Origin of the sequence: Photorhabdus asymbiotica (assembly GCF_003634575.1) — a bacterium.
Taxonomy (GTDB): Bacteria; Pseudomonadota; Gammaproteobacteria; order Enterobacterales; family Enterobacteriaceae; genus Photorhabdus; species Photorhabdus asymbiotica.
This window is the reverse complement of sequence record NZ_RBLJ01000003.1, coordinates 521,388-535,612: the sequence shown is the minus strand read 5'-3', so window position 1 is coordinate 535,612 and position 14,225 is coordinate 521,388. Positions and strand designations below refer to the sequence as shown.

Genomic DNA, 14,225 nt, shown 5'->3' with positions numbered 1-14,225 from the left:
TCGTTGCCCTTAAATCTCAGTAATTAATGGCAGCAGTCCCAGATTGAGCAATTGAATTTCAACATCATTGGATTTATCAATATCATCCTGATTTTCACCATCAAAAATCCCTTTTTTGGTGATAATTAATGTGCCAATTTGCTGATCGTTTTGATAAATGGGAAGTATTTCTTCTGCCATAGGAAGACAGGATTGATCAATTATTCTAGGCTGATAAAGCATCCAGCCGACACTGAGACGGTCAGGGAAAACCTGTTTATTCTGTAATGTATATTCGTTGGTTTCAACTTGAATATAGGGGAAATCACGACTGTTCACTAGATATTTGACAAGTTCAACTAACCGGGAAATATTAAGCTGGTTGCTGTCAATTTTTAGGTTCAGTTCTAACTTGACCCAGTTAGGGCCTCTAGTAGATAGTTTATTATAACTAATACTACTAGCTATCTCATCTTGTTCTCCATCCCACATATCTTCGATGAGTGACGGAAAATCTTTTTTATAAGATTTTTCAAAATAACTCACTGTTTTTTCCGTTGGACCTTGTTCATCAAACACAACATGTTTTAATGCCTCTTTTCGGGAGTAACCAGTTAAGTACCATGTTTTTTTCTTTTCAAAAAATATATCTATTTGTCGTGTAATAAAATACAAATCCATTAACGCTGAATTTACAGTAATAGTTTCCTGTTGTTCATAACGCACATTGATTTCTATACGAATTATAGCCATATTTACCTCGAATTAAACTGTTATCATTAAATCGGAACAGGGTGTGTAATGAACACTAATATTTTTATGTTCAATAAATAGTGCCTTAAAATATTTATAACTTATGGGTTGTAAAAAATGCCATTCCACATGAGGCATATTATCTAATGCATTACAGACTGTTTGGTGTCTCTCAGCCTGTTTTTTTCCTGATTTTGCCCCCTTCCACCAACTTTTAGGTTTTCCCTTACTATCAAAAAACTGGTCATACCGAGCCTTAGCCTCAAGAAATAAACAACGCTTAGGCTGCCAGCCATCAAACGTCACTTTCAGACACTGAAACTCCTGAATTATTTGTGCCACCGGGTCATACCGGGTTTTGGCAATAAATCGCTGATAGTTAATAGTAATGGCGCTCCAGCGATTGACCTTGCGATATTTTTCACTTGTCACCGGAATAGCCAGACATTCTTCGCACGCTTTCTGCTTTTCTGTACTTTCACATTCTTCTGTTTTGGTCGTTGCTTGTGTTTGAACCGCAGAGGCATCAACCGGACCATCATCCAAATCATCATCTTCCCAAAAATCGGCGTGGGCTTCTGCGCTCCAGACAATATTGCGATCTTGATCCGTGATTTCAGGGCTTATTACAAAATCCGTTTTCTGATGCCGAATAATGTTGTCATCTTCTTCTACTGAACTCTTTTTTCCTGCTTCCATCACACCAACTGCAATTAATACTCCGGTGCAGGCAGTAATAACGTATTCAGCAGCACCTACGGCGACCGGGACTAATAAAGGTATAGGCATATTAACTCCTCCTATTTATCTTATTTTTTGCAATATTAATATTTAAACCAGAGGTTTAAATGTTGCGAATAAAACTCTCATTAACTGACAAACGTAAGTTTATGCTGACGGGCAATTAATCTTGCCCCGCATGCTGTTTGCATTCCTTCAAGTGCAATGGATTTTCCCTGATATTGCAGGGAGTCAGCACCTTCAATAATAGGAAAAACCCCTTTGCATTGGGGGCATTCGACCTGATCCCCTTTACCTGCAATGGAAATACCATTGTAAGTATATTGGTCAATGGCGGTAATCACTTTACCGCTATGATCTGTTGTATCACCCAGCAGGATAACAGCCTTTGACATTAAAGTTCTCCATTGTTTTACCATTAGAAAATAATATCGTTGCCCTTAAATCTCAGTAATTAATGGCAGCAATCCCAGATTGAGCAACTGAATTTCAACATCATTGGATTTATCAATATCATCCTGATTTTCACCATCAAAAATCCCTTTTTTGGTGATAATTAATGTGCCAATTTGCTGATCGTTTTGATAAACGGGAAGTACGTCTTCTGCCATAGGAAGATAGGATTGATCAATTATTCTGGGTTGGTAAAGCATCCAGCCGACACTGAGACGGTCAGGGAAAACCTGCCTACCTTTTACGGTATAGCCGTTGTTTTCGACTTGAATATAAGGAGAGGTACGGCTAGATGCTAAATATTTAATAAGATCAATTAATCTGGATATCTCAAACTGAGAACTGTCAATTCTTAAGTTCATTTCCAACCAAACCCAGTTAGGACTGATACGTCGCATTTTTTTGTAACTAATGCTACTGGATAGTTCATCCTTTTCACCATCCCATATTCCAGTAATGAGTATTGGAAAATTTTTCTTATAATCTTTTTCAAAGTCTTTGATAGCAACTTCGGTTGGCCCTTGTTCATCAAACACAATATGTTGCAAAGCCTGTTTTCGGGAGTAACCGGTTAAATACCAGCTTTTTTTCTTTCCAAAAAAGATATCAATTTGCCGTGTAGTGTGAAATAAATCCATTAGCGCGGTATGGGGTGTAATGGTTTCCTGTTGTTCATACCGAACATTAATTTTTAAACGGATTATTGCCATGTTGACCTCGGATTAAACTAAATTGTCGCAGGGAGTATAGTGAACACTAATATTTTTATGTTCACTAAATTCTACCTTAAAATACGCATAACTGATTGGTTGTAAAAAATGCCATTCAACATGAGGTGTACCTTTCAGAACATCACAAACAGTTTGATGTTTGATAGCTTGATTTCTGGCAGAATTAATGCCTTTCCACCAACCCTTAGGTTCATCCTCACTAATAAAAAACTGGTCATACCGAGCCTTAGCCTCAAGAAATAAACAACGCTTAGGCTGCCAGCCATCAAACGTCACTTTCAGACACTGAAACTCCTGAATTATTTGTGCCACCGGGTCATACCGGGTTTTGGCAATAAATCGCTGATAGTTAATAGTAATGGCGCTCCAGCGATTGACCTTGCGATATTTTTCACTTGTCACCGGAATAGCCAGACATTCTTCGCACGCTTTCTGCTTTTCTGTACTTTCACATTCTTCCGTTTTGGCCGCTGTTTGGGTTTGAACTGCAGAGGCATCAACCGGACCATCATCCAAATCATCATCTTCCCAAAAATCGGCGTGGGCTTCTGCGCTCCAGACGATATTGCGATCTTGATCCGTGATTTCAGGGCTTATTACAAAATCCGTTTTCTGATGCCGAATAATGTTGTCATCTTCTTCTACTGAACTCTTTTTTCCTGCTTCCATCACACCAACCGCAATTAATACCCCGGTGCAGGCAGTAATAACATATTCAGCGGCCCCTGCGGCAACCGGAACTAATAAAGGTATAGGCATATTAACTCCTCCTATTTATCTTATTTTTTGCAATATGAATCTTTAAACCAGAGGTTTAAATGTTGCGAATAAAACTCTCATTAACTGACAAGTGTAAATTTATACTGACGGGCAATTAATCTTGCCCCGCATGCTGTTTGCATTCCGTCAAGTGCAATGGATTTTCCCTGATATTGCAGAGAGTCAGCACCTTCAATAATAGGAAAAACCCCTTTGCATTGGGGGCATTCGACCTGATCCCCTTTACCTGCAATGGAAATACCATTGTAAGTATATTGGTCAATGGCGGTAATCACTTTACCGCTATGATCTGTTGTATCACCCAGCAGGATAACAGCCTTTGACATTAAAGTTCTCCATTGTTTTACCATTAGAAAATAATATCGTTGCCCTTAAATCTCAGTAATTAATGGCAGCAATCCCAGATTGAGCAACTGAATTTCAACATCATTGGATTTATCAATATCATCCTGATTTTCACCATCAAAAATCCCTTTTTTGGTGATAATTAATGTGCCAATTTGCTGATCGTTTTGATAAATGGGAAGTACGTCTTCTGCCATAGGAAGACAGGATTGATCAATTATTCTGGGTTGGTAAAGCATCCAACCGACACTGAGACGATCAGGGAAAACATTATGTTGAGATAATGTATAACTGTTAGTTTCAACTTGAATATAAGGACAATCACAACTGATAGCCAAATATTTAATTAAATCAATCAACTTGAATATATTCAACTGGTTAGAATTAATGCTTAGATCGAGTGTCAACCAAATCCAATTAGGACGTACACTTGACATTTTTCTATAACTGATACCACAGGATAATTCATCCTTCTCCCCATCCCATATGCCAGTAATCAGTGACGGAAAATTTTTCTTATAATTTCTTTCAAAGTCTTTGATAGCAACTTCGGTTGGTCCTTGTTCATCAAACACAACATGTTGCAATGCTTGCTTTCGGGAGTAACCGGTTAAGTACCAGGTTTTTTTTTGTCCAAAGAAAATATCGATTTGTCGTGTGATATTAAATAAGCCCGTCAGCGCTGTGTTGACGGTAATAGTTTCTTGCTGCTCATAATACGCATTTATTTTTAAACAAATTATTGCCATGTTGACCTCGGATTAAACTAAACTGTCACAGGGAGTATAGTGAACGCTGATATTTTTGTGTTTACTAAACACAATCTTAAAATACGCATAACTGATTGGTTGTAAAAAATGCCATTCAACATGGGGAGTACCTTCTAGTGCATCACAAACTTTCTGATGCCGTTCTGCCTGTTCTTGGGCTGAGAAAACGCCTCTCCACCATTTTTTAGGCGCTTTACCTTTAAAAAACTGGTCATACCGCGCTTTAGCCTCCAGAAATAAACAACGCTTAGGCTGCCAGCCATCAAACGTCACTTTCAGACACTGAAACTCCTGAATTATTTGTGCCACCGGGTCATACCGGGTTTTGGCAATAAATCGCTGATAGTTAATAGTAATGGCGCTCCAGCGATTGACCTTGCGATATTTTTCACTTGTCACCGGAATAGCCAGACATTCTTCGCACGCTTTCTGCTTTTCTGTACTTTCACATTCTTCTGTTTTGGTCGTTGCTTGTGTTTGAACCGCAGAGGCATCAACCGGACCATCATCCAAATCATCATCTTCCCAAAAATCGGCGTGGGCTTCTGCGCTCCAGACGATATTGCGATCTTGATCCGTGATTTCAGGGCTTATTACAAAATCCGTTTTCCGATGCCGAATAATGTTGTCATCTTCTTCTACTGAACTCTTTTTTCCTGCTTCCATCACACCAACTGCAATTAATACTCCGGTGCAGGCAGTAATAACGTATTCAGCAGCACCTATAGCAACCGGGACTAATAAAGGTATAGGCATATTAACTCCTCCTATTTATCTTATTTTTTGCAATATTAATATTTAAACCAGAGGTTTAAATGTTGCGAATAAAACTCTCATTAACTGACAAACGTAAGTTTATGCTGACGGGCAATTAATCTTGCCCCGCATGCTGTTTGCATTCCTTCAAGTGCAATGGATTTTCCCTGATATTGCAGGGAGTCAGCACCTTCAATAATAGGAAAAACTCCTTTGCATCGGGAACATTCGACCTGATCCCCTTTACCTGCAATGGAAATACCATTGTAAGTATATTGGTCAATGGCGGTAATCACTTTACCGCTATGATCTGTTGTATCACCCAGCAGGATAACAGCCTTTGACATTAAAGTTCTCTATTGTTTTACCATTAGAAAAATAATATCGTTGCCCTTAAATCTCAGTAATTAATGGCAGCAGTCCCAGATTGAGCAATTGAATTTCAACATCATTGGATTTATCAATATCATCCTGATTTTCACCATCAAAAATCCCTTTTTTGGTGATAATTAATGTGCCAATTTGCTGATCGTTTTGATAAATGGGAAGTATTTCTTCTGCCATAGGAAGACAGGATTGATCAATTATTCTAGGCTGATAAAGCATCCAGCCGACACTAAGGCGGTCAGGGAAAACTCTTTTTTCTCTACGAGTGTAACCATTAGTTTCCACCTGAATATAAGGAGTATCACGAGTCATGGATAAATATTTAATTAGACTTGTTAATTTTGAAATATAAAGGTGGCTTGTATCGATTGTTAGATTAAGTGCTAACCAAACCCAGTTTGGACGGGCACTTAGCATCTTACGATATCTAATTCCACTGGATAGGTCATCTTTTTCACCGTCCCATATGCCTTCGATTAACAAAGGAAAATCTTTTTTATAAGATTTTTCAAAATCAGCAATTGCCATCTTAGTTGGTCCGTGCTCATCGAAGACTCTATATTTCAATGCCTCTTTTCTAGAATACCCTTGTAAAAACCATGTTTTTTTCTGATTAAAAACAGTATTGAGTTCTCGAGTAATATAGAATAAATCCATTAATGCTGTGTCAACAGTAATTGTTTCATGTTGTTCATAACGAACATTGATCTCTATACGGACTGTAGTCATCTTAACCTCTCATTAAACCCCACCACTCAGTTCAGAGCACGGCGTATAGTAAACACTGATATTTTTATAGTTAATAAATATTTCCTTAAAATAACTATAACTAACGGGTTGTAAAAAATGCCATTCCACATGTGGAGTATTATTTAATAAATCGCATACAGTTTGTTGCCTATCAGCTTGTTTTATTCCTGAGATATCACCTTTCCACCAATCTTTAGGATTACCCATATTATTAAAAAACTGGTCATACCGCGCCTTAGCTTCTAGAAATAAACAACGTTTGGATTGCCAGCCATCAAACGTCACTTTCAGACACTGAAACTCCTGAATTATTTGTGCCACTGGGTCATACCGGGTTTTGGCAATAAATCGCTGATAGTTAATAGTAATGGCGCTCCAGCGATTGACCTTGCGATATTTTTCACTTGTCACTGGGATAGCCAGACATTCTTCGCACGCTTTCTGCTTTTCCGTACTTTCACATTCTTCTGTTTTGGTCGTTGCTTGTGTTTGAACCGCAGAGGCATCAACCGGACCATCATCCAAATCATCATCTTCCCAAAAATCGGCGTGGGCTTCTGCGCTCCAGACAATATTGCGATCTTGATCCGTGATTTCAGGGCTTATTACAAAATCCGTTTTCTGATGCCGAATAATGTTGTCATCTTCTTCTACTGAACTCTTTTTTCCTGCTTCCATCACACCAACTGCAATTAATACTCCGGTGCAGGCAGTAATAACGTATTCAGCAGCACCTACGGCGACCGGGGCCAGTAAGGGGATTGGCATATCAATGTCTCCTGTTCATCCTATTTTTTGCAATACGAAGGAAATCTTTAAACTGTTGTTCTAGATTCTGACCGGAAGATTCAAATACATCCTTGATTGGTGAAGCATTCTGAAAGTCAGGATTAAAGGCCACCAGATATAAATAAGCCCGGATAGCATTTTTTTCCTGAAAGTTTAATGCTAATAAATAATCATAAGCCCCTTTTAATCGTTTGCTGAGATGAGAATTACAAGGGATCAAATTTGCGTATTCAGCCAAGATCTCTTTTTCCATTTTTTCAACAAATTCTTGTTTTTCTAACTCAATAATTTTATCAAATTGTCCCTGAGTCAGTTTAATCATAACATTGCTCCCGACACCGAATAATAGATCGCATTATGCTGATAAAGCCATTTAGTCATTCCGCGCGTAAATTCCACCAACTGCTCATCATTGAGAACGTCCCGAATTCGATGTAAAACACGAGGATCATAAAAACGGAAAAGCGCCGTCTGTTTTGTCGGCAACTGGATATTTAAATAAGGCAACAGATGTCGGGTCAATTGATCTAATGATAAAGGTGTCAATATCCACGATACAGAAGGATAGGTATTTTCTAGCTCTGACAATTTATCATGCCAATGATGTCCATATTCCATATCAAATAACCAAGGGCCAGCAAACGCAATTTTTGAATCAGGGTAATACCTGAATAAAGGATTATTTACTCCAGCAATATATTTAATTTCTGCCTGAAAATAGCACTCATATTGCAGGCCATTTACCAGAGCATAAAGCCGAGTTTCAGGGTGCTCTTTCTGATAATTCATTAGCTTTTCATTTAATTCTAATATCATGATTGCCCTCGGATAACCATTGTTGCTCCTTCCAGTTCTGCTTTCAGCAAACAACTGATACACAGCCCCTTATTGGGTATTTTCGGTATTTGTGCAGGAATATTTGCACTGATTTGCTTTATTTCTTTTTGTAACGTGTCAGGTAATTTCCCTCCCCAACCAGAACCTATACCCGGTGTCCCACTACCGAAATTAATTCCAGCGCTACTGGTGATGCCGCCAGCATCAATTTTGATAAAATGTCCCGCCGCTTGGAGAGTTAATTCACTTCCGGCATCAATAACCAGGGTAGCTCCTGAACTCAGATGAATTTCATTTTCCCCCAGCATTAATAGCGCATCATCGGCTTTGACATGCAATTTTTTTCTGGACGAAACGGATATGTCATTATTAGCCAGAACGCGATATTCATTATCAACACGTAAGTGAGCATCGTGCTTAATATGGTGGATTTGGTCATGTTCAATATTGATTGTTTCGTCATTTAAGATTTGAGTTTTCATGTCTTTCTGAGCATGAATAAATATTTCTTCCCGATCTTTTTCATCCTCAAACCGTAGTTCATTAAAACCCTCCCCTTTGTGAGTCTGGGTTTTAAAAGTGGTTCGGGTTTTTTCGGCAGGTAAATCCAGCGGTGGACGATTCAGACCATTGTAGGTACAGCCGGTGACAATTGGGCGATCAATATCGCCATTTAGATAGGAAACAATGACTTCCTGACCAATACGGGGGATCGCCATAAAACCGTAGCCGCTGCCATTCCAGCCCTGTGTGAACCGTACCCAGCAGGATGCGCTGTCATCGGCCTCATCGTAGCGATTCCAGTGGAAATGGATACGGATACAGCCATCCTCATTGACATAAATCTCTTCCTCTGCCGGACCAACCACGGTCGCCACTTCCTTACCATCGGCCAGCGGTTTGTAATAATATGGCGGTCGCCAGTCATCATAGCCGGAAATAAAACTGAACTCGTTTGAAAAGAAGGTTCCTTGTTCCCCATAGGCTTCCTGTAACACCTGTGGGCACCGGCCATAATGACGAATGGTAATGATTTGCCAGCGATCATTCATCGCGTCAACCGGATGTTCGCTCATCTCAAAGATTTTACCGGGCATCAATTGAAAACAGTTACTTTGCCCGCTGCCGGTCTGACGTTGATTTTGGTATTCCTGTTGACGGTGGCGGACAAAGGGTTTTGCTTCAGCATCTTTCTGAAAACGGCCATAGCTTTCAAAGATTGTGAACAACGTTTCCTGTCCGTAAATATCGGGATTGATATCAGCCCGGTGCGTCAGGCGGTAATCGGGATTGCGGGGATTACGGTCTTTATAAATCACCCGTTGCGGCGTCATGGAGACCCCCAGATGAATCTGATTAATGACATTCATTTCGGTAGCCTGCCGTATCTGAGGGTTATAGACCAGCGGTGGTGTGGCCATCATCCCCAAATGGCTGTCACTAAAAAATAATTTGTCATCTTCAAACCAGAAACTCAGCCCTTCTTCTGCTGCTAACCGGGTAAAAAATTCATAATCGGACTCTCGTTTCTGCGTCACATACTCACGCGTGAGATGTGACGAATCCAGTTGAGAATCAGACAAAACACGGTGTTTTTGCAACAGGCTGTTAAGGATTTGCGGGATACTTTGCTGATGGTAAATCCGGCTGTCCTGATTAAGCGTTAGCCGCCAGAGTGCAGGCCGGACGATAAGAAAGTAAGTTGTTTGATGGGCATCGGTATTACCCCGTTCGGCCCGTGCAATCACACCGCTGACCTGACGCTGCTCAACACCATTAAAAACAACCCGGAATTTCACCGACTGGAGTAACAGTGATTCCAAATCAATATCTGCCCGTTTACTGACTAAAGTTAAGTTCAGAATAAACAGTTGGGATAATTCCTCTTGCAAAGAAAACTCGGCTACAGCAAATGTTTTCTCTGGGAGATCGTCTGCGGTGAGTGTAAAGATCAATCCGCTTCGTTCTGAATTAAAATCATTAACCATAAGCAATCATTACCTATATTGAGCTATCAGATCGCAATATAACCCAAATAAAATGATTGAAAAAGAATCAATTGCGTTGTTTTTTAATCAAAGAACTCAATAAGAATTTTGAATAGAGACAGTACAGTTTTAGCTGAATTTAAAATGATGGTTGTGCATGTGTGTACAATATTTAACCTGATTTTGCCACTGTTATCCATTATGTAATTAAATGAATTAATTGTTCTTACAACAGAGGTAAGGCTAATTAATGATGAAAAACAGTGTTTCCATATCCTGGGTTCTTTGTTTGGGAGTGAGTTATATTTTTTATCGTGTATCATTTGGTAGGAATACCCGATTTGCAGATAAATCAGGGGGGAGATAAACCTGATAAATTGTGATTTAAGTCACATATTAAATTACTATCTTGCAAGTTACATTTTATTAGTGTGATATCAGGCACAATTCTTTGAGCGTTTAAATGTTCAAATTAAGATGTGCCAGTAATTTCATGGATAAAGGCGAGGCTCGCATTAGGGACCATAAGCCGAAGAGAGCATAGCGCGGTGAAAAGGAGTTCAACTGTCGCCGTGGGCATACCACCGCTACATCTTTAAGGAACCAAGTCCGCTCGCCAACAAACAATCGCTTAAAAGAATGTGTGGCTCTGGCGTGAAGCCAGCCACGATAATAACGTTGGAGAGTTTTATGACCGATTTAACCGCAGCAGCGCAACGTGCGCTGAGTTTGATGGATTTAACGACACTTAATGATAATGATACCGATGATAAAGTAGCGGCACTTTGTCATCAGGCGAAAAGTCCGGCAGGTAATACCGCGGCTATCTGTATCTATCCTCGTTTTATTCCTCTGGCACGTAAGGTATTACGTGAACAGGGCACGCCTGAAATCCGTATTGCAACAGTGACAAATTTTCCACACGGTAATGACGATATTGATATCGCGTTAGCTGAAACCCATGCGGCTATTGCTTATGGTGCTGATGAGGTAGACGTGGTTTTCCCATATCGTGCGCTGATCGCAGGTAATGAACAAATCGGTTTTGAGATGGTGAAAGTGTGCAAAGAAGCCTGTGCAGAAGCGGGTGTTCTGTTAAAAGTCATTATCGAAACGGGTGAACTGAAAGAAGTATCTCTAATCCGTAAGGCAGCTGAAATTTCAATTAAAGCAGGTGCTGATTTTATCAAAACCTCTACAGGTAAAGTGCCGGTTAATGCCACGCTGGAAAGTGCAGAAATCATGATTCAGGTTATTCATGATATGGGCGTTGGTGAAACTGTTGGCTTTAAACCCGCGGGTGGTGTGCGTACTGCTGAAGAAGCGGCACAATATCTGGCATTGGCTGATCGTATCATGGGGGACAAATGGGCTGATGCCCGTCATTTCCGTTTTGGTGCTTCCAGCCTGTTAGGGGATTTATTGAATATTCTGGGTCATCAGGGGCAAAAACCAAGCAGCGATTACTGATAATCATGTACCTCATCAGTCAGTGTGTGATTTGCTGAACTTTTCCGATGTTAATAATAATTAGGAGAATGCTTTGTTGCTGGCACAGGAAATCATCCGTAAAAAGCGTGATGGGTATCCATTGAATGAAGAAGAGATCCGCTTCTTCATTAATGGCATATGTGAGGATACTGTTTCCGAAGGGCAAATTGCTGCTCTGGCGATGTCTATTTACTTCCACGACATGACGATGGAAGAGCGTGTGGCTTTGACATTGGCTATGCGCGATTCCGGTACGGTTTTGAATTGGAAAAATTTGCATCTGAATGGCCCGATTGTGGATAAACACTCGACTGGTGGTGTTGGTGATGTCACTTCCCTGATGCTTGGCCCGATGATAGCTGCCTGTGGCGGTTATGTGCCGATGATCTCAGGCCGTGGTCTGGGCCATACCGGTGGTACGCTGGACAAATTAGAAGCGATCCCTGGATTTGATATTTTCCCTGATGACGAGCGTTTTCGTAAAATTATTCAGGATGTTGGTGTTGCGATTATCGGCCAAACTCATTCGTTGGCACCGGCAGATAAACGTTTCTATGCTACCCGTGATATTACCGCAACGGTGGATTCTATTCCTTTGATCACGGCATCTATCCTGGGTAAAAAACTGGCTGAAGGTTTGGATGCTTTGGTGATGGATGTCAAAGTTGGCTCAGGTGCGTTTATGCCGACTTATGAAAAATCAGAGCAATTGGCAGAATCTATTGTTAGTGTGGCTAATGGTGCAGGTTGTAAAGCGACAGCACTATTGACGGATATGAATCAGGTTCTGGCATCCAGTGCGGGTAATGCGCTTGAGGTTCGTGAAGCTGTTCGCTTTCTGACCGGTGAATATCGTAATCCACGTTTACTCGAAGTTACAATGGCACTCTGTGTTGAAATGCTGGTATCTGGTAATCTGGTGACAGGCCGCGAAGATGCCCGTAATAAACTCCAGTCTGTATTAGATAACGGTAAAGCAGCAGAAATCTTTGGTCGTATGATCGCTGCCCAGCAAGGTCCGACTGATTTCGTTGAGCGTTACGACCGTTACTTACCAACAGCCTCGTTCAGCAAGCCGGTATTGGCTGAACAGCATGGATTTATCACTGATATGAATACCCGTGCTCTGGGTATGTCTGTGGTTTCCCTCGGTGGAGGGCGCCGTAAAGTAGTGGATCTCATTGATTACAGTGTGGGGCTGAGCAATATCGTTGCTCTGGGGTCAGAAGTGAGTGCAGATACTCCTTTAGCTATCATTCATGCCAATAATGAGAACCAATGGCAGGAAGCGGCAGAGGCAGTACGTAAAGCTATCGTTCTGGGCGCAGAAGCCAAACCAGCCACACCGATGGTTTATCGCCAAATTAGCGAATCATAACCATACTTATTATTAAACTACGGTGGCATTTCCGCATTGTTAGCGTGATTTGACGCAGGAGAAAATTATGAAACGTACATTCATCATGGTATTGGATTCTTTTGGCATTGGCGCCAGTGAAGATGCCGAAAAATTTGGTGATCAAGGATCTAACACCTTGGGACACATCGCAGAAGTATGTGCTCGTGGTGATGCTGATGTCGGTCGCAAAGGGCTTTTGCACTTGCCGAACTTAAGCCGTTTAGGTTTGGGTAAAGCTGCGGAGGAGTCCTGTGGAACTTTTCCTGTGGGTCTGGATAAAGACGCAGATATTATTGGTGCTTACGCTTATGCCAGCGAACTCTCTTCAGGGAAAGACACTCCATCTGGTCACTGGGAAATTGCGGGTGTACCGGTTCTATTTGACTGGGGATATTTCAAAGATGAAGAAAATAGCTTCCCGCAGGAACTGTTGGACAAACTGGTAGAACGCGCAAATCTGCCGGGTTATCTGGGTAATTGCCACTCTTCCGGTACTGTCATTCTGGACAAACTGGGTGAAGAGCATATGCAAACGGGTAAACCGATTTTCTATACCTCTGCTGACTCAGTTTTCCAGATTGCTTGTCACGAAGAAACTTTCGGTTTGGATCGCTTGTACGAGCTGTGCGAAATCGCCCGCGAAGAGCTGACTGACGGTGGTTATAATATTGGCCGTGTGATTGCCCGACCATTCGTTGGCGATAAGGCTGGCGATTTCCAGCGTACTGGTAATCGCCACGATTTGGCTGTAGAACCTCCTGCGCCAACCATACTGAAAAAATTGGTTGATGAGAAAAATGGCACAGTTGTTTCTATCGGTAAAATTGCAGATATCTATGCAAACGTTGGGATTACGCAGAAAGTGAAAGCGACCGGGATTGATGCGCTGTTTGATGCAACTCTGGTTGAGATGGAAAAAGCGGGTGATGACACCATTGTATTCACTAACTTTGTTGATTTCGATTCTTCTTATGGTCATCGTCGAGATGTCCCGGGTTATGCTGCGGCATTGGAGCTGTTTGACCGACGCTTGCCTGAAATGTTGGAACTGGTGAAAGATGATGACATCCTGATCCTGACTGCGGATCATGGTTGTGACCCTACATGGCCTGGTACTGACCATACCCGTGAGCACATTCCAGTTCTGATTTATGGACCGAAAGTAAAACCAGGCTCACTGGGCCATCGTGAAACTTTTGCTGACATTGGACAGACTGTTGCTAAATATTTTGGTTTGTCGCCAATGGAATACGGCAAATCTATGTTTTGAATCTGA

The 14,225-nt window shown here is 41.2% G+C and carries 17 protein-coding genes; 3 read left to right on the top strand and 14 right to left on the bottom strand.

From position 1 onward, the window contains the following. Positions 1-9: 9 nt before the first annotated feature. The 14 genes from BDD30_RS14635 to BDD30_RS14570 all read right to left on the bottom strand — a co-directional run bounded on the left by BDD30_RS14635 (position 10) and on the right by BDD30_RS14570 (position 10,059). Positions 10-732, bottom strand: coding sequence for an Imm52 family immunity protein (locus BDD30_RS14635; protein ID WP_012776686.1), 723 nt, complete (start codon positions 730-732; stop codon positions 10-12). Positions 733-744: 12 nt separating this feature from the next. Beyond that, positions 745-1,521 (bottom strand): restriction endonuclease fold toxin 5 domain-containing protein, encoded by a 777-nt coding sequence (locus BDD30_RS14630; RefSeq protein ID WP_012776689.1) that lies wholly within the window; start codon positions 1,519-1,521, stop codon positions 745-747. 80 nt (positions 1,522-1,601) lie between these two features. Further along, positions 1,602-1,868, bottom strand: a complete 267-nt coding sequence (locus BDD30_RS14625) for a PAAR domain-containing protein (RefSeq protein WP_041381511.1) — start codon at positions 1,866-1,868, stop codon at positions 1,602-1,604. Between the two features lie 45 nt (positions 1,869-1,913). Then, positions 1,914-2,636, bottom strand: coding sequence for an Imm52 family immunity protein (locus tag BDD30_RS14620; protein WP_012776691.1), 723 nt, complete (start codon positions 2,634-2,636; stop codon positions 1,914-1,916). Positions 2,637-2,648: 12 nt separating this feature from the next. Further along, the gene (locus BDD30_RS14615) at positions 2,649-3,416 is read right to left on the bottom strand and encodes a Tox-REase-5 domain-containing protein (RefSeq protein ID WP_012776692.1); all 768 of its coding nucleotides are present in this window, start codon (positions 3,414-3,416) and stop codon (positions 2,649-2,651) included. 80 nt (positions 3,417-3,496) lie between these two features. After that, positions 3,497-3,763 (bottom strand): PAAR domain-containing protein, encoded by a 267-nt coding sequence (locus BDD30_RS14610; RefSeq protein WP_041381513.1) that lies wholly within the window; start codon positions 3,761-3,763, stop codon positions 3,497-3,499. Between the two features lie 45 nt (positions 3,764-3,808). Next, on the bottom strand, positions 3,809-4,531 hold the full coding sequence (locus tag BDD30_RS14605) for an Imm52 family immunity protein (protein WP_012776694.1): 723 nt from the start codon (positions 4,529-4,531) through the stop codon (positions 3,809-3,811). Positions 4,532-4,543: 12 nt separating this feature from the next. Further along, positions 4,544-5,308 (bottom strand): restriction endonuclease fold toxin 5 domain-containing protein, encoded by a 765-nt coding sequence (locus tag BDD30_RS14600; RefSeq protein ID WP_012776695.1) that lies wholly within the window; start codon positions 5,306-5,308, stop codon positions 4,544-4,546. Between the two features lie 80 nt (positions 5,309-5,388). Next, the gene (locus BDD30_RS14595; protein ID WP_012776688.1) at positions 5,389-5,655 is read right to left on the bottom strand and encodes a PAAR domain-containing protein; all 267 of its coding nucleotides are present in this window, start codon (positions 5,653-5,655) and stop codon (positions 5,389-5,391) included. 46 nt (positions 5,656-5,701) lie between these two features. Beyond that, complete coding sequence (locus BDD30_RS14590) at positions 5,702-6,424, bottom strand: Imm52 family immunity protein (RefSeq protein WP_012776696.1); 723 nt, start codon at positions 6,422-6,424, stop codon at positions 5,702-5,704. Between the two features lie 12 nt (positions 6,425-6,436). Then, positions 6,437-7,213 carry a restriction endonuclease fold toxin 5 domain-containing protein gene (locus BDD30_RS14585; protein WP_012776697.1) on the bottom strand — a complete coding sequence of 259 codons (777 nt, stop codon included), beginning with the start codon at positions 7,211-7,213 and terminating at the stop codon, positions 6,437-6,439. A 1-nt stretch (position 7,214) separates the two neighbouring features. Beyond that, positions 7,215-7,556, bottom strand: a complete 342-nt coding sequence (locus BDD30_RS14580; protein ID WP_012776698.1) for a hypothetical protein — start codon at positions 7,554-7,556, stop codon at positions 7,215-7,217. Continuing rightward, positions 7,553-8,050 carry a DUF4123 domain-containing protein gene (locus BDD30_RS14575; RefSeq protein WP_012776699.1) on the bottom strand — a complete coding sequence of 166 codons (498 nt, stop codon included), beginning with the start codon at positions 8,048-8,050 and terminating at the stop codon, positions 7,553-7,555. The genes BDD30_RS14580 and BDD30_RS14575 overlap by 4 nt, the downstream gene beginning before the upstream one ends. Beyond that, positions 8,047-10,059 (bottom strand): type VI secretion system Vgr family protein, encoded by a 2,013-nt coding sequence (locus tag BDD30_RS14570; RefSeq protein WP_041381514.1) that lies wholly within the window; start codon positions 10,057-10,059, stop codon positions 8,047-8,049. Before BDD30_RS14570 ends, BDD30_RS14575 begins: the two co-directional genes overlap by 4 nt. Before the next feature lie 690 nt (positions 10,060-10,749). On the opposite strand from BDD30_RS14570, the gene deoC reads away from it, so the two are divergent. From deoC to deoB, 3 genes are all read left to right on the top strand, one after another. Next, positions 10,750-11,529 (top strand): deoxyribose-phosphate aldolase, encoded by a 780-nt coding sequence (gene deoC, locus BDD30_RS14565; protein WP_012776701.1) that lies wholly within the window; start codon positions 10,750-10,752, stop codon positions 11,527-11,529. Positions 11,530-11,602: 73 nt separating this feature from the next. Then, positions 11,603-12,928 carry a thymidine phosphorylase gene (deoA, locus tag BDD30_RS14560; protein WP_012776702.1) on the top strand — a complete coding sequence of 442 codons (1,326 nt, stop codon included), beginning with the start codon at positions 11,603-11,605 and terminating at the stop codon, positions 12,926-12,928. Positions 12,929-12,995: 67 nt separating this feature from the next. Further along, positions 12,996-14,219 carry a phosphopentomutase gene (gene deoB, locus BDD30_RS14555; RefSeq protein ID WP_012776703.1) on the top strand — a complete coding sequence of 408 codons (1,224 nt, stop codon included), beginning with the start codon at positions 12,996-12,998 and terminating at the stop codon, positions 14,217-14,219. Positions 14,220-14,225: the final 6 nt, after the last annotated feature.